Raw genomic sequence first — 24,226 nt, 5'->3', positions numbered from 1 at the left:
TGGACGACGGTGTCCGGGGGAGCATTCCTGACCTGTCATTGTACGGTCGACCGGTGGCTCTCATCCTTTCAACAGTGAACGTCAACGGCGTGCGCGCCGCGGCGACCAAGGGCATGCTGCCCTGGCTCGCCGCGACCGAGGCCGACATCGTGTGCTTGCAGGAGACCAGGGCGACCGATGCCCAGGTCGCCGCCGCGCTGGCGCCCGCGCTCGACGCGGGGTGGGTGCTCTCGCACGCCGAACCGGAGTCGAAGGGGCGCGCCGGGGTCGGCATCCTGTCGCGCCGGACGCCCGACGCGGTGCGGATCGGCTTCGGCAGCAGCGAGTTCGCCGAGTCGGGGCGCTATCTCGAGGCCGACTTCGGCGAGGTCACCGTGGCCAGCGTGTATGTGCACTCGGGGGAGGAGAACACCCCCAAGCAGGACGAGAAGTACCGGTTCATGGCCGAGTTCGGCGCGTACCTGAAGGCGCGCACCGGCGATTTCGTGGTCAGCGGTGACTGGAACATCGCGCCCGCCGAGGTCGACCTGAAGAACTGGAAGGGCAACCAGAAGTCGGCGGGCTTCCTGCCCGAGGAGCGCGCCTGGATCGCCGACCTGCTGGCGGCGGGCTACGTCGACGTGGTGCGCGCGCTGCACCCCGGCGTCGCGGGCCCGTACAGCTGGTGGTCCTACCGCGGCCGTGCCTTCGACAACGACTCCGGCTGGCGCATCGATTACCAGCTGGCCCTCGGCGAGCTGCCGGGGCGCGCCAAGCAGGCCGTCGTCGAGCGCGCCGACGCCTACGATCAGCGCTGGTCCGACCACGCTCCGGTGACGGTGCAGTACCGGTGAATCTCTCGCGCAAGACCCTCGGCCTGCTCGGCGGGCTCATCCTCATCGTGCTCGCGGTGGGCTTCACGCTGCTCACCGGGCGCGGCGGCAACGACACCACCGCGGCCACCAGCACCCGCGCGGCCGCCGGGATCACCACCACCAAGGCCGCGCCGAAACCCGGCCCGCCCGCGGGCAGTGCCAGTGCGGCGCCGGTCACCAAGGCGGCGGGCGTGCCCGATCGGGCCTACGTCACGCTCGTGGAGATCGACGCGGGCCGCTGGCCGGATTCGGCGAACGCGCCCGGCACCAAGGGCGGTGAGCAGTGGATGAACCGGGGAACCAAACTGCCGCCTAAGGATTCGGCGGGGAAAGCAGTGGTTTACCAGGAGTGGGACGTCAACCCCAAGCAGCGCAACCGGGGCCGGGACGCCGAACGCATCGTCACCGGCAGCGACGGCACCGCCTGGTACACCGGCGACCACTACGAGACCTTCACGAGGATGCGCTGATGACGACGCGAATGACGCTGTCGCAGTTCCTTGCTCGTCCCACCCTCGAGGCGCCCGCCGCCCCGCGACCGGTGCTCGGCGCCCTGCCCGTCGACCCCGCCGCGTTCAGCGGCGTGCGCTACGACGCGCCAGCGGACTACCGCGTGCGCGAACTGCGCGGCCCCAAGATGCGCACCACCGCCGAGCTCTTCGACGAGTTCGCCGCGGCCTTCCAGTTCCCGTACTACTTCGGCGCGAACAAGGACGCCTTCGACGAATGCCTCCGTGACCTCGACGATTTCGTCGGCGACGCGCCCGGCTACGTCGTCGTGGTGCGCACCGCCGCCGACCTGCTCGCCGACGACCCCACCGAGCGCGCCTGGTTCGACAGCGCCATGCGCGACTGCGCCGCCTACTGGTCGCGCCGCGACGTCGTCTTCCGCGTCGTCCTCCAGGGCGAACCGGACACCTTCGGCGCGGTGGCGCTGACCGACTGATCCGTGCCACCGGAATTGGCGGCTGCCACCACCGTGCCGGTCCGCTTAGCGTTCTCGCCGAGCGGCTGCCGAGGCCGCCGATGAGGAGAACACGATGAAGCGAGTTCTGGTGAGCGCGAGCATCCTCGCCGCGTTCCTGACCACCGCGGCGGGTCCGGCCACGGCCGACGCGCAGCCGAGCCGCGCGTCCCAGCCCATCGCCGACAGCGGGTCGTCGGTGCTGTCGCCCGAGCTGGTGGTGACGATCAATCAGGCCATCCTCTGGCTGGCCAACGGATCGTCGGAACCCTGCACCGCGCCCGTCGGTCTCTGCCCGCCGCGGTGACGTAGGTCGTCAGCGGTGGCGTTCGGCCAGGTCGTCACCGAGGAGGACGAAGACCTCGGTGACCTGGTCGATCAGTTCCTCGCGGGTGAGATCGAGATCGCCCGCGAGCCAGGTCGTGAGGGTCTGGGTCAAGCCGCCGATGAGGTAGATCGCGCGGAAGTCGACGAGCTTCTGCGGTACCTCGACCCCGTAGAAACCGGAGCCCTCGGCGGCGACCAGGCGGGAGAACGCCCGGACCGTACGGGCCGTGCGGGCGCGCAGTTCCGGCGTCGCCATGCCCGCGATCAGCGCGGCCTTCGCCTTGCGCGGATCGTCGATGAGTACCGAGATGCCCGCGTCGATCGCGGCGCGCGACTGGGACCGGCTGTCGGGGGCGGCGGTGGTCAGCGCCGTCACGATCGCGGCGGTCAGTTCCTCGGCGATCCGATCCAGCAGGGCCTCCAGCACGCTCTCGCGATGCTCGAAATTCTCGTAGTAGTAGCGCTCGTTGAGTCCGGCGCGGGCGCAGAGCCCGGCGACGGTGAGCTTGGCCTGCCCGTCTTCGGCGACGATGTCGAGCGCCGCGTCGAGGAGGGCGGTCCGGCGTTGGGCCTGTCGTTGTTCGGCCGAGACGCCACCGTAGGTGCGTTGTGCTGCCACAGCTCCCATTCTGCGTCCTGCCGTCGCGGGAAGGTTTTCTGGTAGAGACTCTTGCCAGATTATCAAATCTGGTGGATTCTATTGCCAGATGCACTCGACGAGGAGGCGCAGCATGGCCGCACGGCAGGGCGAACCCGGATATTTCGCCGACGATTCGATGATCCGACGGGTGATGAGCAAGCGGGCGGTGGGGCTGACCTACGGCGTCCGGGCACTGGTCATCGGCGCGGTGCACCCGCTGCTGTTCGTCGGCACCAGTGAGCACACCGCCCACCGCGCGACCCCGTACACCCGGCTGGCCATCACCGGCGCGCTGTTCGAGGCGGTCTTCCTCGGCAGCAAGACCGAGGCCGACCGGGCCCTGGCCTTCACCCGGCGCAAGCACGAGAAGGTGGTCGGCACGCTGCCCGAGGACGCGGGCGAGCACTATCCGGCGGGCACCGCCTACGCGGCCCACGATCCGCACCTGATGTTCATGACCATGGCCTTCACCTTCGACTCCGCCGAGGCGATGTACGACCGGCTGGTGCGCGAACTCACCGCCACCGAGCGCGAGGACCTCTACCAGGACTACGTCCGCTGGGGCGAGCTGTTCGGCATGCCGCGCGACGCCGCGCCCGCCGACTACCCGGCCTTCCGCCGCTACTTCGACGACTACCTGAACTCGGCCGAACTGTTCCTCACCGAGGAGGCCGATCTGGTCGGCTCGTATCTGGCGGGCCACCGCAAGGCCTATCGTCTGCGCCCGCCCGCCGAGCAGGTCGGCTCGGCGCTGTACCTGCTCGTCCAGGGCAGCCTGCCTGCCCGGATCCGGGACATGTACGGCATCGAGTGGGGCATCGCCGATCAGGTGGCCTACCGCACGCTGTGCCGCAGCCTGCGGACCGCGCACGTCGCCCCGCCGCTGGCGCCCCGGGTGCTCGCCGGCGCGCTGGCCGGGCCGAGCACACCCTCCTATCAGCTGCTGGCCCGTCGCGAACAGCGAATGGTCAAGGCGGGCAAGCCGAGCATGCCCGGCGTCGATCCGCGCAACTGGGTGCAGCGAAATACCGCTTGAGCGTCATGGAAAGATCGGGGGCATGTCCAGTCCTGCCCCGGCCGCGACGGCCGAACGCAAGCAGCGGGTGCTGTCGGGCATCCAGCCCACCAGCGACTCCTTCCACCTCGGCAACTACCTGGGTGCGCTGCAGTACTGGGTGACCATGCAGGACGAGTACGACGCGCTGTACTTCATCCCGGACATGCACGCGATCACCGTCAGCCAGGAGCCCAAGGCGCTGCGGGCCCGCACCAAGGCCGCGGCCGCGCAGCTGCTCGCGCTCGGCATCGACCCGAAGAAGTCGACGCTGTTCGTGCAGAGCCAGGTGCCCGAGCACGCCGAGCTGTCCTGGGTCCTGAGCTGCATCACCGGTTTCGGTGAGGCCAGCCGGATGACCCAGTTCAAGGACAAGTCGGTCAAGCAGGGCGCGGACAACGCGACCGTCGGCCTGTTCACCTACCCGGTGCTGATGGCCGCCGACATCCTGCTCTATCGCCCGCACCAGGTGCCGGTCGGCGAGGATCAGCGCCAGCACCTGGAGCTGACCCGAAACCTGGCCCAGCGCTTCAACACCCGCTTCAAGAAGACCTTCGTCGTGCCGGAGCCGCACATCGTCAAGGGCACGGCGAAGATCTTCGACCTGCAGGATCCGACCGCGAAGATGAGCAAGTCGGCCAGCACCGACGCCGGCTTGATCAACCTGCTCGACGATCCCAAGATCACCGCGAAGAAGGTCAAGTCGGCGGTCACCGACACCGAGCGCGAGATCCGCTACGACCCCGAGCACAAGGCGGGCGTGAGCAACCTGCTGGTGATCCTGAGCTCGCTCACCGAAACCCCGATCGTCACCCTCGAAGAGAATTTCGCGGGCAAGGGCTACGGTGATCTCAAGGCCGACGTGGCCGACGCGCTGGTCGAATTCGTCACCCCCGTCCAGCAGAAGGTGCAGGAATACCTGTCGGATCAGGCCGAACTGGACCGGATCCTCGCCTCGGGTGCCGAGCGGGCGCGCGAGATCGCAGGCAACACACTGGCGCAGGTGTACGACCGGGTGGGCTTCCTGGCTCGCTGACCCGGTGTGCGCCTGCGGCTTTCGGCTGAAGGGGCGCGTGCCATGCAGCTCGTCGACAACATCTCGGCCGCGGTCGAGAAGCAGATCGGGCGCAGGCCCTGGCTGGATCATCTGGTCAGGGCGGGCGGCCGATTCCAGCGCCAGCGCGGTGACTACTACGCCGCGGGCATCACGTACTTCACTGTGCTGTCGCTGTTTCCGCTGTTGATGGTGGCGTTCTCGGTGGCCGGTTTCATCCTGGCCGGGCAGCCCGAGCTGCTCACCCGGCTCCAGGACAGCGTCGTGGAGAACATCCCCGGGTCCTTCGGCACCCAGATCAACGACCTCATCGATCAGGCGATCAGCTCGCGCGGCACGGTCGGTCTGCTCGGTCTGCTCGTCGGCCTGTACACCGGGCTCGGCTGGATCGCGAATCTGCGCGCGGCGCTGACCGAGCAGTGGGAGGTGCAGAGCCCCGAGAGTCCGTGGTGGCGGAGCAAGCTGTCGGATCTGGGCGCGCTGGTCGGCCTCGGCCTGGCGTTCGTGGTCTCGCTCGGGTTGTCCGCGATCGCGTCGAGCGGGCTCGGTGCCCAGGTCCTCGCCGCACTCGGGATCGATCACCTGCCCGGCGCGACCGTGGTGCTCGCGGTGGTGTCGATCGCGCTCGGTCTGCTCGCCTCGTGGGCGGTGTTCGCCTGGATGATCGCCCGCCTGCCGCGTGAGCCGGTCTCACTGCGCAGCGCGGCGCGCGCGGCGGCGCTGGCGGCGATCGCCTTCGAGATCTTCAAGCAGATCGCCGCCATCTACCTGCAGATCGTGCTGCGGAGTCCGGCGGGCGCGACCTTCGGCTCCATCATCGGTCTGATGGTGTTCAGCTACACGACCTACCGCATCCTGCTGTTCGCCACCGCCTGGGCGGCGACCTCGTCCGACAACGACCGCGCCGCCGAGATCGCGCCGCCGAACGCGGTCGTCATCCGGCCGCGCGTGGTCGACCACAGCATCTCGACCGGCACCGGCGCCGCCTACTTCGGCGCAGGCGCGGTCGCCGCGCTGGCGCTGCTGCTGTTCGGCAGGCGCCGCTGAGTCAGCGCCTGCGCCGGTAGGACCGCCGCGCCCACAGCAGCAGCACCATGACCACGATCGGCCCGCCGATCAGGGTCGCCACCCTCGCGGCGTGATGCGGCTGCTGTTGCGGCTGGGCCTGCGTCCCGTCGGCGCGCGGCGGCGGGGTGGCCAGCGGCACGCTGGGATGTACTGCCGCACTGCCCGATTCGGGTAGCTTGCCGATCCGGGCGTCGGCGTCGAGGGCGAAACCGTAGTCGAGCAGCCGGGCGGCCTGCTCCCACGGCCGGATCGGGCGCACATCGGCCTTGAGCAGCGTGACGACCAGCCGGTGCCCGTCGCGCTCGGCGGCGGCGACGAAGGTCTGCCTGGCGTCGTCGGTGAAACCGGTCTTGCCGCCGATCGCGCCCGCGTAGTTGTAGAGCAGCTGGTTGTCGTTGGCGATGGGGAAGCCGGGATGGTCCTTGTCGTCGGGGATCTTCGGATCGGCCGGGTAGCCGGGGAAATCGGCCTGCTCGGTGTGGATGAGTTCGGCGAACAGCGGGATGCTCATCGCCTCGCGGAACAGCACCGACAGGTCGTAGGCCGAGGTGCTCATCCCCGGCCCGTCCAGGCCGGACGGGGTCGCGGCCCGAGTGTCCAACGCGCGCAACGACTTCGCCACGTCGTTCATCTTCGCGACAGTGGCCTTGTCGCCGCCGAGCTGGGTGGCGATCGCGTGCGCGGCGTCGTTGCCCGAGCACATGATCAGCGCCTGCATGAGCTGACGGTTGGTGTACTGCCCGCCGGGACCGATCCCGACCCTGGTGCCGTCGACGTCGGCGTCGGCCTGGGTGCCGGTCACCACCTTGTCCAGGTCGAGGGTGCGCAGCGCGACGATCGCCAGCGCCACCTTGATCGTGCTGGCGGGCCGGTAGCGCCCGTGCGGGTCCTTGGCCGCGAGCACCCGGCCGGTGTCGAGGTCGGAGACCATCCACGCGGTCGCCGAGATGTCGGCGGGCAGCGGAGGCGCGCCCTTGGGCAGCACGACGCCGCATTCGCTCATCCGGTCGCCGCCGATCGGGGCGTCGGGCACCGGGAGCGCGCTCGGCGTCGGTTCGCCCGGCGCTGGCACCTCGGAGGTGTCGATGGGGGCGGGCGGCTGCGTCTTCTGCGGGCAGCTGTCGGTGTTCGGCGTGGTGAACGGGGGTGTCGTCGTCGTGCTCGCGCCGTTGCCCGGCGGTGTGTCGGGGCCGGGGACGGCGGTGGCGGCGGGGGCGCAGACCAGGGTGGCGGCGATCGCGGCGGCGCCGAGAGTGCTGGCGGCGCGCACGCCGAGTTCGCGGATCTTCATCGCCACAGAGCGTAGCGAGCCGATCGAGGCGGGGTGCGGCGGCCGGGCGCAAATCTTGACAGAATCTACTAAATGAGAGTTACTAGCAAATGACTGTAACTCTCATTTTGGAGGAGATATGCGGACGGAAACCACCCGCCGCTGGCTCGCCCTCGGCGCCCTCGCCCTGGCGATGCTCACGATCGGACTCGACGTCACCGTGCTGACGGTGGCCCTGCCGACCCTCGCGGTCGACCTGGACGCGAATACCGCTGCGCTGCAATGGTTCAGCAGCGCCTACACCCTCGCGCTGGCCGCGCTGATGCTGCCCGCCGGTGCGCTGGGCGACCGCTACGGGCGCAAGAAGGTACTGCTCGGCGCGCTCCTCGTCTTCGGGGCGGCCTCGCTGGCCTGCGCGTTCGCCGGCACGGCCGGTCAGCTGATCGCCGCCAGGGTCGCGCTCGGTGTCGCGGCCGCGGCGATGATGCCGCTGTCGATGGCCGTGCTGCCGGTGCTGTTCACCGAGCTGGCGCAGCGTCAGCGCGCGCTGACGATCTGGGTCACCTCGACCGCCGTCGGCCTGCCGCTCGGCCCGATCCTCGGCGGCTGGCTGCTCCAGCACTTCTGGTGGGGCTCGGTGTTCCTGATCAATGTGCCGCTGGTGGTCGCCGGCGCGCTGGCGGTCGCGACCCTGGTCCCGGAATCGCGCGGCGACACCGGTTCTCGCATCGATCCGGCCGGTGCGGCGCTCTCGGCCGCTGGCATGCTCGGGCTGACCTACGGCTTCATCCGGATCGGTGAACGCGACTGGGCCGACGCCGTCGGCTGGCTCGCGGTGGCCGGGGGCGTCGCGCTGCTCGGCGCGTTCCTGTGGTGGCAGCGTCGCTGCGCCCACCCGCTCATCGATGTCGGCCTGTTCGCCGCGCCCGGATTCCGCTGGGGCACCGCGTTCTCCATTCTCGTCAGCTTCGCCATGTTCGGCATGTTCTTCACCGTTCCGCAGTACTTCCAAGCGGTGCTCGAGGTCGACGCGCTCGGCAGCGGGCTGCGGCTGCTGCCGCTGATCGGTGGGCTGGTGCTCGGCAGCAGACTGGTCGACGTACTGCTCCCGCGCCTCGGGGTGCGGGTGGTGCTCACCGCGGGCTTCCTGGTGCTGGCGGGCGGGATCGGGCTCGGCGCGCTGACCAGGGTGGACAGCGGCTACGGTCTCACCGCCCTGTGGACGACGGTGCTCGGTGCAGGCATGGGGCTGGTCATGCCCGCGGCCATGGGCCTGGCGATGGGGGAGCTCACCGCGGCCCGCTCCGGCTCGGGTTCAGCACTGCTGCAAGCACTTCGGCAGGCGGGCGGCACCATCGGCGTGGCGGTCCTCGGCACCGTGCTGGCCACCACCTACCGGACCGAGCTCGGCGCGCTGAACCGGGAGCCGATCGCCGACGGGGTCACCGCGGGCGTCGCCGTCGCGCACCGGGCGGGCGATCCGGCGATGCTCGCGCAGGTGCGGCACGCCTTCGTCGCGGGGATGGACACCATGCTCGGGGTGTGCGCCGTGCTGTGCCTCGGGGCGGCCGTCGTGGCGGCCTGGGTACTGCGTGGGCGAGCGGCGGCACCGGTCGCCGCGCTGGATGCGGCAGAATCGATGCATGTCGGTTGAGATGTCGCTGCGTGAGCGGAAGAAGGAGCGGACCCGTCGCACCATCCGGGTCGAGGCGTTCCGGCTGTTCCGGGAGCAGGGCTACACCGAGACGACGGTGGAACAGATCGCGGCGGCCGCCGAGGTCTCGCCCAGCACCTTCTTCCGCTACTTCCCGACCAAGGAACAGCTGGTCATCGCCGACGATCAGGACGCGCTGATGATCGAGGCCCTGGCCGCGCAGCCGCGCGGCAAGCACCCGCTGACCGCCTTCCGCAACGCCCTCGAGGCGGTGTACGCGGCCATGCCCGCCGCCGACCTGGCCTTCGAGCAGGAACGTCAGGCCCTGCTGTATCACGTACCGGAGCTGCGCCCCGCGATCGGTCTGGAATTCCAGCGCAGCATCGAACTGGCTGCGCAACTGATGGCCGAATACACCGGCCGAACCGCCGACGATTTCGAGGTGCGGATCGCCGCGGGCGCGATGATCGGCACCATGCTGGCCATCGTCACCACCACGCCGGTCAATGCCGAGAACGCCGGTCACGCCCTGCGATTCCTGCAGGCCGGGCTGCCGTTCGGTCCGGACGACGGACCGAACGGCAGCGACCGGAGCTGACCTATTCGGCCTTGCCGTGCTGCACGGGGCAGCCGTGCGCCAGCGGGCCGAGCAGCTTGTTGTTGTCGTAGAAGTGCTCGAGCTCGAGAATGCGCAGGTCGTCGCTGACCCGGGCGATGGTGACGCCGAACATCTCGATCTGCTCACCGGTGGGCTGGTGGCCCTTGTACTCGCCCTCGTACCTGCCCCAGTGCCGCCAGCGGAAGCTCACGGTCGGGGGACCGGACAGTACCTCGATGACCTCCCAGAAGAAGCCGCCGGGAAACGCGGTGTGGAAGACGTGGTGCGAGGACTCGAAGGTCTCGTTCGCCGCCTCGTAGTAGGGATTGTCGCCGATCAGGATGTTGTAGCTGCCGATCCGCGCGAATTCCTCGGCGTCCTGCCATTCGCCGCCGTTGACCCGGCCGCGGTATTGCTCGGCGACCACCGACAGCCAGGTGGCCGGATCGCCCTTGTGCGAGACCTCCATCTCGAAGACCTTCACCAGGTCCTCGACGATCGCCTCGAGCGAGCCGGGGGCGTGCTCGGTGGTGCGCTCGCGCGGGATGACTTCATGGCTCAATTCGTAGTCCGGGACATTGCCGCGCCATTCGGTCGGCGCGGCCGCGGCGATCACCGCTTCGCGGCCCTGCAGCCACAGCGGGGCCTCCGGCTCGGGATTCTGATCGGCTTGCGTATCTGTCACATCCACAGTCATTTTCGGTCTACCCGACCCTTTCGGAAAAGCTCGTAGAACCGGTCGAAGGTAACAGCGACCGCTCCGCCGCGCCTGTCGCGTCTCAGCAGATGAGAATCGCGAAATGCCGAACTGTGTTCTGTGACAACGTTTTCGGAAACGCTATGCGACGGGGTGTGGATGGTGTCCGAGCCGGGCCGGGGTCTCGTCATCCATGGTCGCGAAGAATTCGCCGAGCACGCCGACGATCTGATCCACCGATTCCGCGCAGAACAGCACCGGCTGGTAGTGGGTGATGTCGTAGTCGATCGTGCCCATCGCGGCGACGTCGAGCGGACGTAGCCGGGCGTGCCGGAATTCATCGATCTCACCGTAGGAAGACAGCAATCCGGCGCCATAACAACGGATCTCGCCGGCCTCACGGACCACTCCGAACTCCAAAGAGAACCAGAAGACGTCGGCCAGGAATTTCAGCGCCGTCTCGGTCTCCAGCCGGGCGACCGCGGCGCCGACCGTCTCGTACAGCGCGGCGAATTTCGGGCTCGCGATCTGATTCGCGTGGCCGATGATCTCGTGGATCGCGTCGGGCTCGGGGGTGTAGAGCGGGGCCGAGTGGTGGCGGATGTACTGGGTGGAGTGGAAGGTGCGCTCGGCGAAGGAACCGAAGAACTCGCGCAGCGGGACGAGCCCGGCGGCGGGCACGTAGCTGAAGCCGGTCAGCGGGGCGAGCAGGCGCGACACCTCGTCCAGCTGCGGGATGTGATCGCGCGGCAGGGCAAGCGCCGCCGCCGCGTCGCGGACCTCGCCGCAGGCGTAGATCTCGTGCTTGCGGGCCAGTTCCGCCGAGGCGATCCGCCACACCCGCTGCTCGTCCTCGGTGTAGGCGATCTGCGGGACACGGCCGCCCGGCCGGTAGTCGAGCGCCATCGCGGCGATGGCGTTGCGGCGGGTGCGGTAGTCCTCGTCGTTCACACCGGGGTGATCCGCGCTCAGATGCACGGTCACATCGCCGTCGCGCTCGCGCGTCACCGGCGAGTACAGCTGGGCCTCGGTGAACATGCCTCCAGGCAAGCACCGCGCGTTCCCGTCGACAACAACGACGCGCACAACTGCGCAAACTGCACAGTTATCGTGGCGAAAATACGCTGATTCCGGCGATCATCAGGGTTTTCTGTGCGCTTGCTGGCGACCGATCGCGGTGCTCGCCGCCGGTCGCTGTGCGGACTTGCGAACGCGGGTATTCGGTAACGACGCGGTGAATCGGCGGACGCGCCCGGCGCGAATAACGCAAGATTGCGATCGACGAAGGAGGACGATTGCGATCCCTGCGGATAGATCTCGATCAGCACCTGCTGGCCGCGGCGGCCGACATCATGGGCACCGCCGACAGCAACGCGACCGTCAACGAGGCGTTGCGGCGCATCGTCGTGCACGAGCGGCAACTACGCAATCTCGAACGGCTGATGGCCGATTCGATCTTCAGCACCCCGCGGGAGGACGAGCAGGCGCCGATCATGGCCGCGGACGGGGTGGCCGAAGGATAGCTCGGGCGCGAATGTGTCGGTACCCGCTGGAATCATCGGTCCCGTCGCCGATCCGCAGGGGGAACGATGTCGGTACCGATCGCGAATCTGCCCGCCGCCCAACGCCCGCGTGAGCGCTTGCTGCTGCTCGGCCCGCACGCGCTCAGCGATGTCGAGCTGCTCGCGTTGCTGCTCGGGCAGGGCACGCGCGGGCAGTCGGCGCTGGAGCTCGCCGCGCAGCTCCTCGGCGAGTACGCCGGATTGGCCGAGCTCGCCGCCGCCCGGCCGGAGGAGCTGGCGCGCAGGGCGGGCATCGGTCCGGCCAAAGCGGCGACGGTGATCGCCGCGTTCCATCTCGGCACCCGCTCGCGGATCACCGAATCGGTGCCGCGGCTGAGTTCACCTGCCGATATCGCCCGCGTCGCGGTGCCGCTGTTCGCCGGCGCCAGGGTCGAGCGCCTGCTCGTGCTGATCTGCGACACCCAGCATCGCCTGCGCCACCGCGCCTTCGTCGCCGAGGGCGCCATCGACCACGTGGCCGTCCCGGTCCGGGAAATCCTCAACACCGTCCTGCGCCACGACGGCCGCGCCTTCGCCGTCGTGCACAACCACCCCTCCGGCGACCCGACGCCCAGCGCCGACGACCGCCGCGCGGGCACCCTGCTGGCCCGCGCCGCCGACCTCGTCGGCCTGCGCTACCTCGACCACCTCGTCATCGCCGGCGAAACCTGGTCCACCGCCCCACCCCTGGACTGACCCCTACTGCTCGATGTCGGCGGCGCGGAGGCGGGCCAGCGCGGTGGGGTCGGGCCAGTGGCGGGCTTCGAAGCGGGTGGGCTCGATGGTGGGAAGGGGAGTGAGGCCGAGGATCTCGACGACCGTGGGGAAGGGGACGGTGCAGAGCAGTTCGACCTCGTCGTTGTCGTCGCGGCGCAGGAAGCGCACGACGTCGGTCTCCGGAAGCAGGTATTCCACCCCTTCGCCCCAGACCACCGAGGTGAAGGCGCCGTCGGAGGACTCCTCGTAGTTGACCGTGGCCGCGTAGGCGGGGGCGATGTCGAGGTCGGGCAGCTCCAGGTACTCCTCGAACAGGTCGTTCAAATGGTCTGTCTGGATGCTGTATTCGGTCGCGGCCAGGCCGGCGCGCGCCCGCAGCGCCAGCGGCATCGACGGGTGCGGGCCCGCCTCGTCGAAGGGGACGACGGTGCCGTGCTCGTCGACCGTGTAGCCCTGCGGCGAGACCGGACGGGCCGCGTCGCGGTACTGCTGCTCGATCATCTCGAACACCTCGACGAGCAGCTCCGGATCGTCGGGAACGACCAGCAGGGAATCGTTCTCGGCGATGAACGCGACCGGTCTGGCCTCGCCACCGGCGTACCCGGCCAGCCAGCCCGGCACCAGCAGCCAGGAGGCGAAGTAGGAATCGCCGTCGTCGACGAAGCGCAGGATCTGTAGTTCGGCGGGGGAGCCGGGCTTGCTCAGCGCCGTGAGGTTGTCGCGCGCCGCGGCGAAGACCTGCTCGGCGTCCACACCCCAGCTCGCGACCTGATCGACGGAGACGAACGACCTGGTCCGCGGCAGATCGACGACGACGATCTCGTCGATGAACGGGAACGCCGCGCGGTGCAGCGGCCGCGGGCCGTCCTGGCCCAGCGTCACCGGACGCAGGACCGAACGCAGCATCGGGCGCACCGATTCCCAGTCGCCCGGCACATCGTCGGATCCGGTCATCGCCGCGATGAACGCGGTGATGCGCTCTTCCCGCTCCGCCGCGCCGAGCTGCTGGCACTCACGAAAGATGTTGTCCAGGAAGATCACCCGGCCGTCACTGTGATGCACGCTGAAGTCCTCGGCCGAGTACTCGGCATCGCCGATCCCGTGCGCGCGCACAGTCGTCATCACGGTTTCCACGAACTGCTCGCGTTCCATCGCCGCGTCACTCCCCGTCCCTGTCGGTTACCGTCGATCTTGACCGACGGCACCGACACTGTCGAGGCGTTGGTCTTTCAGTCGGCGAAACCGGTGGTCCTGGCCAGGTCGGCGAGCATGGCGTCGAACATGATCTCCGGGTCGGCCAGCGGGATGGGGTAGTTGCCGAACACCTCGAGGGTGACGTGGCCGAACAGCCTGGCCCAGATCTGCACCATCAGATAGGTGACGCCAAGATCCAGCTTCTCGGCCGGGAACTTCTGGCCGGACTCCGAGAGCATCGCCAGCAGATCGGTCTGGAAGGCGACGAGATCCTCGCGCAGCGCGGGCGGGATGGTCTCGCCGGGCGGGGTGGCGATCTCGAAGCCGACCAGCAGCCTGCCCGCCGCGGCGAGGAAGATCCGGCCGAAGGGTTCGTCGAACCGGCGCATCATCGACCGGCCCGAGGTGGGCGAGGCGAAGACCAGGGTGAACTCCCGGGGATTCGCCAGCGCCCACCGCCGGAAACCGCGGCAGATGGCCAGGAACTGCACCGCGCCGTCGTCGGACAGCACGGCGATCTCGGTCGAGAGGAACGCGGCCAGATCGGTGCAGAACTCCACCCGCAACCGCTCGATCAGCTCGTCGCGCGAGGCGTAGTGCCGATAGAGCGCGGGCGCGGTGACGCCCAGCTCGCGGGCGATCGCGCGCAGGGTGACCGCGTCCGGTCCCTGCGCGGCCAGCTGCGCCCTGGCGACCCGCCGGATATCGGCGTCGGTCACCACGGGCGCGCGCCCACGCGCCTTGCCCGTCACCCGGCCACCCCCTCGATCATGTTTCGGGTCAAGCGTATTCGACCTCCCAGCGCTTGATGCCGTTGAGCCAGCCGCTGCGCAGCCGCACCGGGTCGGCGACCTGGCGCAGGTTCGGCATCGCGTCGGCAATGGCATTGAACATCAGGTCGATCTCCAGGCGGGCCAGATTCGCCCCGACGCAGTAGTGCGTGCCGGTGCCGCCGAAGCCGACATGCGGATTCGGGTTGCGCAGCACGTCGAACTCGAACGGGTTGGTGAAGGCCTCCTCGTCGAAGTTGGCCGAGCTGTAGAACAACCCGATCCGCTGGCCCTTCTCGATCTGCTGCCCGCCCAGTTCCAGGTCGCGGGTGGCGGTGCGCTGGAACGCGGTCACCGGGGTCGCCCAGCGCACGATCTCGTCCGGCGCGGTGCGCGGGCGCTGCTCCTTGTAGAGCTCCCACTGGGCGGGGTTGTCGACGAAGGCCTTCATGCCGTGGGTGATCGAGTTGCGGGTGGTCTCGTTGCCCGCGACGGCGAGCAGGATGACGAAGAAGGCGAACTCGTCGGAACCCAGGTGCTCGCCGTCGACGTCGGCGTTGACCAGCTGGGTGACGATGTCGGCGGCCGGACACCCCCGGCGCTGCTCGGCCATGTTCCAGGCGTAGCCCATCACTTCGGCGGTGGCCACGTGGTGGTTGCCCTCGAACTCCGGATCGTCGTAGGAGATCATCTGGTTGGTCCAGTCGAAGATCTTGCGACGGTCCTCCTGCGGGACGCCGAGCAGTTCGGCGATCGCCTGCAGCGGCAGTTCGACGGCCACCTGCTCGACGAAGTCGCCCCGCCCGGATTTCTTGGCCTCCCAGACGATCCGTTCGGCCCGCTCGGTGAGCGCGGCGCGCAGGTTCTCCACCGCGCGCGGGGTGAAGCCCTTGGACACGATGCGGCGGATCTTGGTGTGCTGCGGCGGATCCAGGTTCAGCATCAGCATGTTGCCGAGCATGTCGATCTGCTCGCGGGTGGTCTCCTCGTTGAACCGGATGATCGCGCCGTTCTCGTGCGAGGAGAAGTCGTCGGGGTTCTTGGAGATCTCCTTGATGTCGGCGAGCTTGGACACCACCCAGTAGCCGCCGTCGTCGAATCCGCTGGCGCGGTCCGGCTGGGCGCACCACCAGACCGGGGCGGTGCGCCGCAGCTGCGCGAACTCCTCGATCGGCAGTCGGCTTGCGAGCAGATCGGGATCGGTGAAATCGAACCCCGCGGGGATGTTGGTGCTGGTCACGGCTGTCTCCTCCGGTCCGGTGCGCGGACGTCACAACGTGATGTGGAACACGTTCGTGATGATGAAACCACGTCCGACCCGTTTATGAACAGTGTTTAGTAATACCCGTTTATAAAACCTGCCGAGAAGAATCGGGCGGTTTGCCGACCACGATCCCCGCCCGCTGGGCAAGATGGCCGCGTGGACCTGCCGTTTCTGTGCGCGAACCCGCATCTGCTGCCGACCTTTCTCGCGCACCAGCGGCTGCGCACGACGCCCGTGCCCGGCGGCTCGATCAGCGTCGCCGAGCGGATCGGGCTCGACGACGGCACCCAGGTGTTCCTCAAGACCTGGCCGGGCGGTGTGTCCGCCGCGCCGACGGCCGAGGCCACCGCCGCGCCCGCCGGTCTCTTCGCGGCCGAAGCGGACGGGCTGCGCTGGCTGCGCGCGGCGGGCGGGGTCGCGGTGCCCGAGGTGTACGCGGTCACCGGCGAACTGCTGCTCCTGGAGTGGATCGAGCACGCCGAGCCGAGTGCCTCCGCCGCCGAGCGTTTCGGGCGCCGACTCGCCACCACCCATCGAGCGGGCGCGCACTGCTTCGGCGCGGCGGTGTCACTCCACACCGCCCCGTCGGGTCCCGGGCAGCCCTCCCGCACGCCCGATGCCGCCGTGCCGGCCGGATTCCTCGCGGGCCTGCCCCTGGACGACACCCCGGGCGAGGACTGGCCGACCTGGTTCCGTGCGAATCGCATCCTGCCGCTGCTGGAACTCGCCGTCGACGCGGGCGGTCTCGACCCCGCCGACGCCGCGCTCGTCGCAACGATCCGCATCGAGGCGCCATCGGAACCCCCGGCCCGGATCCACGGCGACCTGTGGCCCGGCAACATCGTCTGGGGACGCGACGACACCCCCTGGCTGATCGATCCCGCCGCCCACGGCGGCCACCGCGAAACCGACCTGGCCACCCTGACGCTCTTCGGCGGTGCCCCCCACCTGTCCCGAATCATCGCCGCCTACAACGAGATCCACCCCCTCGCCCCGGGCTGGAAGGACCGCATCGCGCTCCACACCCTGCCGATCCTGCTGGTCCACGCCGTCCTGTTCGGCCGCTCGTATCGCACAGCGGTCCTCGACGCCGCGCGGCGTTATCGATAGCGAGTCGATCGCCGCTGCCCGGATAGACTGGCTGAGCAGGCTCGATGGATCGAGGTGGCCGCCATGTCCAGCCATCGCGGCGGTGCTCGCCGGGTGCGTGCGGGCGAGGTCGGCTTGGAGGTGATCATCGGTGGCGCCGGGGCGCCGCTCGTCCTGATCCAAACCGGGCTGCTCGCCGAGGAGTGCGCGCCACTGGCGACCGCGCTCGGCCGCGACTTCACCACGATCCGCTACCACCGTCGCGGGTACGCGGGCAGCGACCCGGTGTCGGGCCCCGGCTCGATCGGCCGCGACGCGCGGGACTGCGCGGCCCTGCTGACCGCGCTGGGCATCGACTCCGCGCACGTGCTCGGGCTCTCCTACAGCGGGGCCGTCGCTCTCCAGCTGGCGGCCGACGCGCCGGAGCGGGTCCGCTCGCTCGTCCTGATCGAGCCGCCGCCGGTCCACGTCGCCGAATTCCGTTCCGTCAACGCCGAACTCCAGCGGGAGTACCGCGAGGCGGGGAGCGCCGTCGCCCTCGGCCACCTGATGGGCATTGTCAGCGGATCGGGCTGGCGTGACGTCCTGGATCGGCAGCTGCCCGGGGCGCGGGAGCAGGCGACGGCCGACGCCGGAACCTTCTTCGCCACCGATCTGCCCGCGCTGCTGACCTGGACCTTCACCGCCGCCGACGCGGCCCGTGTCCAGGCGCCGGTGCTCTACCTCGGCGGGACGGCGAGCGGCCCCTGGTTCGCCGAGGTCGCCGAGCTGATCACCACCTGGTTCCCGCGGGCCGAAGCGGTGCTGTTCGCCGACGCCGACCACGGCCTCGCCCTCACCCATACCGCCGGTCTCGCCGCGGCGATCACCGCCTTCGTGGCGGATCGGTAGCGCGTCGTGACGCCCCTGGATTCAGGATTACAGATTTACGTCTCCTGTAACGATTGGATGTAGAGGTTCCCGAGTGTCGGCCGCGAAGGTGGGCGCATGATCAAAATGCCTCATGTTCAAACGACTGGCACTCGCCGCTCTGTGCGGTGCGGCCGCACTGCTCCCCGTAGCTCCCGCCGGCGCCGCGCCACACGCGGGCCCTCCGGCGAAGATCGCCTCCTACAACGTCTTCATGCTGCCGGAGGCGCTCTACCCCAACTGGGGGCAGGAGCAGCGTGCCGATCTGATCGCGCAGCAGAATGTGCTGGCCGATCAGGACGTGGTGGTGCTCCAGGAGCTGTTCCACAACGAGGGCGGTGACCGGCTGCTGAACAATCTGCGGCGGACCCACCCGAATCAGACGTCGGTGGTCGGCCGGTCGCGCTCGGGCTGGGACGCGACCCAGGGGTCGTACTCCGCGACCACGCCCGAGGACGGCGGTGTCGCCATCGTCAGCCGCTGGCCGATCAGCCGCAAGGTGCAGTTCGTGTACAAGGACGCGTGCGGCGCGGATTGGTTCTCCAACAAGGGCTTCGCCTACGTGAAGCTGGCCGCGCCGGGCGGTGCCATCCACGTGATCGGCACGCACATGCAGTCCGAGGACGACGGGTGCAGTGCGGGCCAGCCGGGTCAGGTGCGGGCGAAGCAGCGCGCGCAGATCGCCGCCTTCCTCGCCGCCGAGCGCATCCCCGCCGGGGAGCCGGTCTATGTGGCAGGCGATATGAACGTCATCGAATCCAGTGCCGAATATCCCGCCATGCTCGCCGAACTCGGCGCCGTCGGTCCCGAGCACACCGGGCACCCGCACTCGTGGGACTGCGCCGACAACTCGGTCTGCCTCGACCAGTACGGCCCCGAATACGCCTCCGAGCACCTCGACTACGTGCTGCCCATCAACGGCCACCCCGTCCCCAAGCGCTACGTCAACGAGACCCGCCGCGTGAAGAGCCCCTCCTGGAGCGTCACCGCCACGGGCACCACCTACACCTACACCGACTACAGCGACCACTACCCGGTCTTCGGCTCCAACGGCTGACCGACGACGAAGGCCGCCTTCATCTCGAAAGATGAAGGCGGCCTTCGTGGACCGGGGAGGGTCAGCGGGTGAAGAGCAGGGCCCGCTTGACTTCCTGGATGGCCTTGGTGACCTCGATGCCACGGGGGCACGCGTCGGTGCAGTTGAAGGTGGTGCGGCAGCGCCACACGCCCTCGACGTCGTTGAGGATGTCGAGACGCTCGCGGGCGGCCTCGTCACGGCTGTCGAAGATGAAGCGGTGCGCGTTCACGATCGCGGCCGGGCCGAAGTAGCTGCCGTCGCTCCAGTACACGGGGCAGGAGGTGGTGCAGCAGGCGCACAGGATGCACTTGGTGGTGTCGTCGAACCGAGCACGGTCGTGCTGGCTCTGGATGCGCTCGCGGGTGGGCTCGTTACCCGAGGTGATCAGGTACGGCTTGACGGCACGGAACGCGTCGAAGAACGGCTCCATGTCGACCACGAGGTCCTTCTCCACGGGCAGGCCGCGGATCGGCTCGACGGTCATGGTGAGGGTCTTGTCGCCCTTGGGTAGCAGGTCCTTCATCAGCACCTTGCAGGCCAGCCGGTTCACGCCGTTGATCCGCATCGCGTCCGAACCGCACACACCGTGGGCGCAGGAGCGCCGGAAGGTGAGGGTGCCGTCCAGGTAGGACTTGATGTAGATCAGCACGTTGAGGAAACGGTCGGTCGGCAGGACCGGCACCTGGAACGAATCCCAGTGCGCGCCCTTGTCGTCCTCGGTGCTGAACCGGGCCACCTTGACGGTGACCATGACCGAGCCCTCGGGAACGGGAGCCGGCTTCTGCGTGGTGGGTTCGGCTACAGCAGTCATCAGTACTTACGCTCCATCGGCTCGTAGCGGGTCTGCACCACCGGCTTGAAGTCGAGGCGGATCTCGGAGAGGAGCTCCGGACCCTCCTTGTAGGCCATCGTGTGCCGCATGAAGTTGACGTCGTCGCGGTCCGGGTAGTCCTCGCGGGCGTGGCCGCCACGCGATTCCTTGCGGTTGAGCGCGCCGACGACGGTGACCTCGGCCAGCTCGAGCAGGAAGCCCAGCTCGACGGCCTCGAGCAGGTCGCTGTTGTAGCGCTTGCCCTTGTCCTGCACCGTGATCCGGGTGTAGCGCTCCTTGAGCGTGTGGATGTCGGTGAGGACCTTCTTGAGGGTCTCCTCGGTGCGGAACACGCCCGCGTTGGCATCCATCGTGGCCTGCAGCTCGGTGCGGATGTCGGCCACGCGCTCGTTGCCGTGGTCGGACAGGATCAGCGCCAGCCAGTCCTGCACCATCTTGGCCGGGTCCTCGGGCATCTCGACGAACTCGGTGCGCTGGGCGTACTCGGCGGCGGCGATACCGGCGCGCCTGCCGAACACGTTGATGTCGAGCAGCGAGTTGGTGCCCAGGCGGTTCGCGCCGTGCACGGAGACACAGGCGCACTCACCGGCGGCGTACAGGCCGGGGACCACGTCGGTGTTGTTGCGCAGCACCTCGCCACGGATGCGGGTGGGGATACCGCCCATCACGTAGTGGCAGGTCGGCATGACCGGCACGAGCTCCTTGACCGGGTCGACGCCCAGGTAGGTGCGCGCGAACTCGGTGATGTCGGGGAGCTTCTCCTCGAGCACGTCCTCGCCGAGGTGGGTCACGTCGATGTAGACGTAGTCCTTGTTCGGGCCGGCGCCGCGGCCCTCGGCCACCTCGAGCACCATCGAGCGGGCGACGATGTCGCGCGGCGCGAGGTCCTTGATGGTGGGGGCGTAGCGCTCCATGAAGCGCTCACCGGAGGCGTTGCGCAGGATGCCACCCTCACCACGAACCGCCTCGGAGATGAGGATGCCCAGGCCGGCCAGGCCTGTCGGGTGGAACTGGTGGAACTCCATGTCCTCGAGCGGCAGGCCCTTGCGGAACACGATCGCCATGCCGTCACCGGTCAGCGTGTGCGCGTTCGAGGTGGTCTTGTACATGCGGCCCGAGCCGCCGGTGGCGAACACGATCGACTTCGCGTGGAAGACGTGGATCTCGCCGGTGGCCAGCTCGTAGGCGACGACGCCGGTGGCGACGGGGCCACGCTCGGTGTCGGTCATCACCAGGTCGAGCACGTAGAACTCGTTGTAGAACTCGACGTCGTGCTTGACGCAGTTCTGGTACAGCGTCTGCAGGATCATGTGACCGGTGCGGTCGGCGGCATAACACGCGCGACGCACGGGCGCCTTGCCGTGGTCACGGGTGTGGCCACCGAAACGACGCTGGTCGATCTTGCCCTCGGGCGTGCGGTTGAACGGCAGGCCCATCTTCTCCAGGTCCATCACCGCGTCGATGGCCTCCTTGGCCATGATCTCCGCAGCGTCCTGGTCGACCAGGTAGTCACCACCCTTGACGGTGTCGAAGGTGTGCCATTCCCAGTTGTCTTCTTCGACGTTGGCCAGCGCGGCGCACATGCCGCCCTGGGCCGCGCCGGTGTGGCTGCGCGTCGGGTACAGCTTGGTCAGGACCGCGGTGCGAGCCCGGGGACCGGCCTCGATCGCCGCGCGCATACCCGCGCCACCGGCGCCGACGATGACGACGTCGTAGCGATGCTCCTGAATCGGACGGGATTCACTCATGCGAGGTGGCCTGTTCCTAACCGGTGATGTTGGGGTCGAAGGTGAAGATGACGTACGTGCCGACGCTCATCACCAGGATCATCGAGACCGCGAGAATGGTCTTGAGCCAGAACCGGGTGGAGTCCTTGCGGGAGTAGTCATCGATGACGGTCCGCAGACCGTTGCCGCCGTGCAGCTGGGCCAGCCAGAGCATGGTCAGGTCCCAGAACTGCCAGAACGGGCTGGACCAGCGACCGGCCACGAAGGCGAAGTTCAGCCGGTTCACGCCACCGTCGATCATCAGCATGATGAACATGTGGCCGAGCACCAGCACGATGAGCAGCAGGCCGGAGAAGCGCATGAACAGCCACGCGTACTTCTCGAAGTTGCCGTTCGCCTTGGCCCGGGGGGAGCGGGGAGCGTCGAGGCTGGCCGGGCGGTCGTAGGACTTGCCGAGGACAGGTGCAGACATATCAGTGCTCCGTCAGCAGGTAGAAGAACTGGCGGCCGACGCCGGCGGCGGAGACCAGAACCCAGATGGTCAGCACGATCCACAGCATCTGCTTCTGGAAGCGCGGGCCCTGCGACCAGAAGTCGACCAGGATGACGCGGACGCCGTTGAGAGCGTGGAACAGCACGCAGACGACGAGACCCATCTCCATGAGCGCGACGAGCGGGTTCTTGTACAGCTCGATCGCTTCGTCGTAGGTGACCGGGTTGACCCGGACCAGTGCCGTGTCCAGCACGTGCACGAAGAGGAAGAAGAAGATCGTGACACCGGTGATCCGGTGCAGCGCCCACGACCACATGCCAGGGTCGCCGCGGTACAGCGTCTTCCGCTTCGGCTGGGCCGGAGCCGGAGCTTCTATCGTGGTCATAGAGTGCGGTGCCTCCAACGTCGTTGATGGACCCGGTCACAGATCCGACGCCGGCGTGCGTGGAGAGGCAAATGCCCAGGTGGCTGCGCTGTGTTCGCGAGCGCTGGCCCGCCGCCGGGAACCTGAACCGATCTTCGGCTGACTCTAATCCTCTCTGTTTCGCGGAACTAATTCGGCGTGCCGTGCGTTGCGTGCGAATCGGCCGAGTTAGGTTTACCTTTCTCCTTGCCGGATACTGGTGCGAAGGCCCGTTTGTCGACGCGTTCGGCGGGATCGGCTGGAGGTTCGCGATGCCCGAAATCGACTGGAATACCTTGCATGACATGGCAATTCGCGCTATGGGGTCGGCGTATGCCCCGTACTCGGGTTTCCCGGTCGGTGCGGCGGCTCTCACGGCGGACGGCCGAATTGTGAGCGGTTGCAATGTGGAAAATGTCTCATATGGGCTAACGCTGTGTGCCGAATGTGTACTCGTCGGTAACTTATTCGCCTCGGGTGGCGGCCGTCTTGTGGCTGTCTCGGTGACCGATTCCCGGGGCGAAATCCTGATGCCGTGTGGGCGCTGCCGTCAGCTGTTGTTCGAGCACGGCGGCGCGGAGTTGCTCGTCGACCATGCCGCGGGGCCCAAGCCGCTGAGCGAGCTGCTGCCGTACGCGTTCGGGCCGGACGATCTGGCGGCCGGGCGCCGGTAGCCCTCCCGCGCTGCCCGTGTCCCGCCGCGGTGCCAGACTTGGCGCATGACGGCACTGGATGCGGTATCGGTCATCACAAGTAAGCGCGATGGGGGTGAGCTCTCCGACGCGCAGATCGACTGGGTGGTGGATGGCTTCACCCGGGGGATCGTCGCCGACGAGCAGATGTCGGCGCTGGCCATGGCGATCGTGTGGCGGGGGATGACCCGGCGCGAGACCGCCCGCTGGACGGCGGCGATGATCGGCTCGGGCAGCCGGATGGACTTCACCGACCTGCCCCGGCCCACCGTGGACAAGCATTCGACCGGCGGGGTCGGCGACAAGATCACGCTGCCGCTCGCCCCGCTGGTGGCGGCCTGCGGTGCCGCGGTGCCGCAGCTGTCGGGCCGTGGGCTCGGGCACACGGGCGGCACACTCGACAAACTCGAGTCGATCCCGGGCTGGCGCGCCGATGTCACGGTGCCGCGGATGCGCGAGATCCTGGCCGACCCCGCGATCGGCGCGGTGGTGTGCGCGGCGGGTGCCGATCTGGCGCCCGCCGACAAGCGGCTCTACGCGCTGCGCGATGTCACCGGCACGGTGGAGTCGATCCCGCTGATCGCGAGCTCGATCATGAGCAAGAAGATCGCCGAGGGGACGGCGGCGCTGGTCCTGGATGTGAAGGTCGGCTCCGGCGCCTTCCTCAAGACCGTCGAGGGTGCCAGGGAACTGGCGACGGCGATGGTCGAGCTCGGCCGGGACGCGGGCGTGCGGACGGTCGCGCTGCTCACCGCGATGGACACCCCGCTCGGCCGCACCGCGGGCAACGCGCTCGAGGTCGCCGAGTCGGTGGAGGTGCTCGCCGGCGGCGGCCCGGCCGACGTGATCGAGCTGACCCTCACCCTGGCCCGCGAGATGGTCGCCCAGGCCGGACTGCACGTCGACCCGGCCGACGTCCTCGCCGACGGCCGGGCCATGGACCACTGGCGCGCGATGATCCAGGCGCAGGGCGGCGACCCCGACGCGCCGCTGCCGGTCGCCCGGCACACCGAGGTCGTCCGGGCCGAGTCCTCCGGCGTCCTCACCCGGCTCGACGCGATGGGCGTCGGCATCGCCGCCTGGCGCCTCGGCGCCGGCCGCGCCCGGCAGGGCGAGCAGGTCCAGGCGGGCGCCGGCATCGAGATGCACGCCAAACCCGGCGACGCCGTGACCGCAGGCCAGCCCCTGCTCACCCTGCACACCGACACCCCGGAAGCCTTCGACGGCGCGCTGGCCGCCCTCGTCGACGCGGTGGCCGTCGCGCCGACCGCCGAGACGAAGCCGGGAGACCTGGTCATCGACCGGATCGGCTGAGA

General features: G+C 69.0%; 27 protein-coding genes. 16 read left to right on the top strand and 11 right to left on the bottom strand.

Going from position 1 to position 24,226, the window contains the following annotated elements:
• Positions 1–53: 53 nt before the first annotated feature.
• From ACFYWJ_RS00385 to ACFYWJ_RS00370, 4 genes are all read left to right on the top strand, one after another.
• Entirely contained in the window at positions 54–833 is a 780-nt protein-coding gene (locus ACFYWJ_RS00385) for an exodeoxyribonuclease III (RefSeq protein WP_355271578.1), read from the top strand.
• Entirely contained in the window at positions 830–1,324 is a 495-nt protein-coding gene (locus tag ACFYWJ_RS00380) for a ribonuclease domain-containing protein (protein ID WP_355271580.1), read from the top strand. The genes ACFYWJ_RS00385 and ACFYWJ_RS00380 overlap by 4 nt, the downstream gene beginning before the upstream one ends.
• The gene (locus ACFYWJ_RS00375; protein WP_355271581.1) at positions 1,324–1,800 is read left to right on the top strand and encodes a barstar family protein; all 477 of its coding nucleotides are present in this window, start codon (positions 1,324–1,326) and stop codon (positions 1,798–1,800) included. Before ACFYWJ_RS00380 ends, ACFYWJ_RS00375 begins: the two co-directional genes overlap by 1 nt.
• A 94-nt stretch (positions 1,801–1,894) precedes the next feature.
• Entirely contained in the window at positions 1,895–2,125 is a 231-nt protein-coding gene (locus ACFYWJ_RS00370) for a hypothetical protein (RefSeq protein ID WP_355271583.1), read from the top strand.
• A gap of 9 nt (positions 2,126–2,134) precedes the next feature.
• Here the strand turns inward: ACFYWJ_RS00370 and ACFYWJ_RS00365 are convergent, their stop codons facing one another.
• Entirely contained in the window at positions 2,135–2,773 is a 639-nt protein-coding gene (locus ACFYWJ_RS00365; RefSeq protein ID WP_355271584.1) for a TetR/AcrR family transcriptional regulator, read from the bottom strand.
• 103 nt (positions 2,774–2,876) lie between these two features.
• On the opposite strand from ACFYWJ_RS00365, the gene ACFYWJ_RS00360 reads away from it, so the two are divergent.
• From ACFYWJ_RS00360 to yhjD, 3 genes are read left to right on the top strand one after another with little or no spacing between them, the layout of a single operon-like run.
• Positions 2,877–3,821 (top strand): oxygenase MpaB family protein, encoded by a 945-nt coding sequence (locus tag ACFYWJ_RS00360; RefSeq protein ID WP_355271586.1) that lies wholly within the window; start codon positions 2,877–2,879, stop codon positions 3,819–3,821.
• Positions 3,822–3,843: 22 nt separating this feature from the next.
• Positions 3,844–4,875: a tryptophan--tRNA ligase gene (gene trpS, locus ACFYWJ_RS00355; RefSeq protein WP_355271588.1), complete on the top strand. Its 1,032-nt coding sequence runs from the start codon at positions 3,844–3,846 to the stop codon at positions 4,873–4,875.
• Between the two features lie 42 nt (positions 4,876–4,917).
• Positions 4,918–5,940 carry an inner membrane protein YhjD gene (gene yhjD, locus ACFYWJ_RS00350; RefSeq protein ID WP_355271590.1) on the top strand — a complete coding sequence of 341 codons (1,023 nt, stop codon included), beginning with the start codon at positions 4,918–4,920 and terminating at the stop codon, positions 5,938–5,940.
• 1 nt (position 5,941) lies between these two features.
• On the opposite strand, the gene ACFYWJ_RS00345 is transcribed toward yhjD, so the two are convergent.
• On the bottom strand, positions 5,942–7,252 hold the full coding sequence (locus ACFYWJ_RS00345; protein WP_355271592.1) for a D-alanyl-D-alanine carboxypeptidase family protein: 1,311 nt from the start codon (positions 7,250–7,252) through the stop codon (positions 5,942–5,944).
• A gap of 118 nt (positions 7,253–7,370) precedes the next feature.
• Between ACFYWJ_RS00345 and ACFYWJ_RS00340 the strand changes: the two genes are divergently transcribed.
• Complete coding sequence (locus ACFYWJ_RS00340; RefSeq protein WP_355271593.1) at positions 7,371–8,885, top strand: MFS transporter; 1,515 nt, start codon at positions 7,371–7,373, stop codon at positions 8,883–8,885.
• Positions 8,875–9,483 carry a TetR family transcriptional regulator gene (locus tag ACFYWJ_RS00335; RefSeq protein WP_355271595.1) on the top strand — a complete coding sequence of 203 codons (609 nt, stop codon included), beginning with the start codon at positions 8,875–8,877 and terminating at the stop codon, positions 9,481–9,483. The genes ACFYWJ_RS00340 and ACFYWJ_RS00335 overlap by 11 nt, the downstream gene beginning before the upstream one ends.
• A gap of 1 nt (position 9,484) precedes the next feature.
• On the opposite strand, the gene ACFYWJ_RS00330 is transcribed toward ACFYWJ_RS00335, so the two are convergent.
• Positions 9,485–10,168 (bottom strand): ester cyclase, encoded by a 684-nt coding sequence (locus ACFYWJ_RS00330; RefSeq protein ID WP_355271597.1) that lies wholly within the window; start codon positions 10,166–10,168, stop codon positions 9,485–9,487.
• Between the two features lie 153 nt (positions 10,169–10,321).
• A complete protein-coding gene (locus ACFYWJ_RS00325; RefSeq protein ID WP_355271599.1) occupies positions 10,322–11,218 on the bottom strand; it encodes a phenylalanine 4-monooxygenase in 897 nt (298 codons plus the stop codon).
• A gap of 257 nt (positions 11,219–11,475) precedes the next feature.
• On the opposite strand from ACFYWJ_RS00325, the gene ACFYWJ_RS00320 reads away from it, so the two are divergent.
• Positions 11,476–11,703: a type II toxin-antitoxin system VapB family antitoxin gene (locus ACFYWJ_RS00320; RefSeq protein ID WP_355271601.1), complete on the top strand. Its 228-nt coding sequence runs from the start codon at positions 11,476–11,478 to the stop codon at positions 11,701–11,703.
• Positions 11,704–11,769: 66 nt separating this feature from the next.
• The gene (locus tag ACFYWJ_RS00315; RefSeq protein ID WP_355271603.1) at positions 11,770–12,438 is read left to right on the top strand and encodes a DNA repair protein RadC; all 669 of its coding nucleotides are present in this window, start codon (positions 11,770–11,772) and stop codon (positions 12,436–12,438) included.
• A 3-nt stretch (positions 12,439–12,441) separates the two neighbouring features.
• Here ACFYWJ_RS00315 and ACFYWJ_RS00310 read toward each other — a convergent pair whose 3' ends face one another.
• The 3 genes from ACFYWJ_RS00310 to ACFYWJ_RS00300 all read right to left on the bottom strand — a co-directional run bounded on the left by ACFYWJ_RS00310 (position 12,442) and on the right by ACFYWJ_RS00300 (position 15,663).
• Positions 12,442–13,581, bottom strand: a complete 1,140-nt coding sequence (locus ACFYWJ_RS00310) for a hypothetical protein (RefSeq protein WP_355271605.1) — start codon at positions 13,579–13,581, stop codon at positions 12,442–12,444.
• 107 nt (positions 13,582–13,688) lie between these two features.
• Positions 13,689–14,405: a TetR/AcrR family transcriptional regulator gene (locus ACFYWJ_RS00305; RefSeq protein ID WP_355271607.1), complete on the bottom strand. Its 717-nt coding sequence runs from the start codon at positions 14,403–14,405 to the stop codon at positions 13,689–13,691.
• Between the two features lie 28 nt (positions 14,406–14,433).
• On the bottom strand, positions 14,434–15,663 hold the full coding sequence (locus tag ACFYWJ_RS00300) for a cytochrome P450 (RefSeq protein WP_355271609.1): 1,230 nt from the start codon (positions 15,661–15,663) through the stop codon (positions 14,434–14,436).
• Positions 15,664–15,843: 180 nt separating this feature from the next.
• Between ACFYWJ_RS00300 and ACFYWJ_RS00295 the strand changes: the two genes are divergently transcribed.
• The 3 genes from ACFYWJ_RS00295 (at position 15,844) to sph (ending at position 18,742) form a co-directional block, all read left to right on the top strand.
• Positions 15,844–16,797 (top strand): fructosamine kinase family protein, encoded by a 954-nt coding sequence (locus tag ACFYWJ_RS00295; protein WP_355271611.1) that lies wholly within the window; start codon positions 15,844–15,846, stop codon positions 16,795–16,797.
• 63 nt (positions 16,798–16,860) lie between these two features.
• Positions 16,861–17,667, top strand: coding sequence for an alpha/beta hydrolase (locus tag ACFYWJ_RS00290; RefSeq protein ID WP_355271613.1), 807 nt, complete (start codon positions 16,861–16,863; stop codon positions 17,665–17,667).
• A 112-nt stretch (positions 17,668–17,779) separates the two neighbouring features.
• A complete protein-coding gene (gene sph, locus ACFYWJ_RS00285; protein ID WP_355271614.1) occupies positions 17,780–18,742 on the top strand; it encodes a sphingomyelin phosphodiesterase in 963 nt (320 codons plus the stop codon).
• Between the two features lie 61 nt (positions 18,743–18,803).
• On the opposite strand, the gene ACFYWJ_RS00280 is transcribed toward sph, so the two are convergent.
• Genes ACFYWJ_RS00280 through sdhC form a run of 4 tightly spaced genes read right to left on the bottom strand, consistent with a single transcriptional unit; the run spans position 18,804 to position 22,200 of the window.
• On the bottom strand, positions 18,804–19,574 hold the full coding sequence (locus ACFYWJ_RS00280; RefSeq protein ID WP_355271616.1) for a succinate dehydrogenase iron-sulfur subunit: 771 nt from the start codon (positions 19,572–19,574) through the stop codon (positions 18,804–18,806).
• Complete coding sequence (gene sdhA / locus ACFYWJ_RS00275; RefSeq protein ID WP_355271618.1) at positions 19,574–21,343, bottom strand: succinate dehydrogenase flavoprotein subunit; 1,770 nt, start codon at positions 21,341–21,343, stop codon at positions 19,574–19,576. Before sdhA ends, ACFYWJ_RS00280 begins: the two co-directional genes overlap by 1 nt.
• A gap of 16 nt (positions 21,344–21,359) precedes the next feature.
• Positions 21,360–21,794, bottom strand: coding sequence for a succinate dehydrogenase hydrophobic membrane anchor subunit (locus ACFYWJ_RS00270; protein WP_355271620.1), 435 nt, complete (start codon positions 21,792–21,794; stop codon positions 21,360–21,362).
• Between the two features lies 1 nt (position 21,795).
• Positions 21,796–22,200, bottom strand: coding sequence for a succinate dehydrogenase, cytochrome b556 subunit (gene sdhC, locus ACFYWJ_RS00265; protein WP_355271621.1), 405 nt, complete (start codon positions 22,198–22,200; stop codon positions 21,796–21,798).
• Between the two features lie 290 nt (positions 22,201–22,490).
• Here sdhC and ACFYWJ_RS00260 point away from each other — a divergent pair, with 290 nt between their 5' ends.
• Both ACFYWJ_RS00260 and ACFYWJ_RS00255 read left to right on the top strand, forming a co-directional pair.
• Positions 22,491–22,892: a cytidine deaminase gene (locus ACFYWJ_RS00260; RefSeq protein ID WP_355271622.1), complete on the top strand. Its 402-nt coding sequence runs from the start codon at positions 22,491–22,493 to the stop codon at positions 22,890–22,892.
• 45 nt (positions 22,893–22,937) lie between these two features.
• The gene (locus ACFYWJ_RS00255) at positions 22,938–24,224 is read left to right on the top strand and encodes a thymidine phosphorylase (protein ID WP_355271624.1); all 1,287 of its coding nucleotides are present in this window, start codon (positions 22,938–22,940) and stop codon (positions 24,222–24,224) included.
• The last annotated feature ends 2 nt before the right edge of the window (positions 24,225–24,226 follow it).

The sequence above is a fragment of the Nocardia sp. NPDC003269 genome (assembly GCF_042888005.1).
Taxonomy (GTDB): Bacteria; Actinomycetota; Actinomycetes; order Mycobacteriales; family Mycobacteriaceae; genus Nocardia.
The sequence above is the reverse complement of the archived record's forward strand: the minus strand, read 5'-3'. Positions and strand labels throughout refer to the sequence as shown.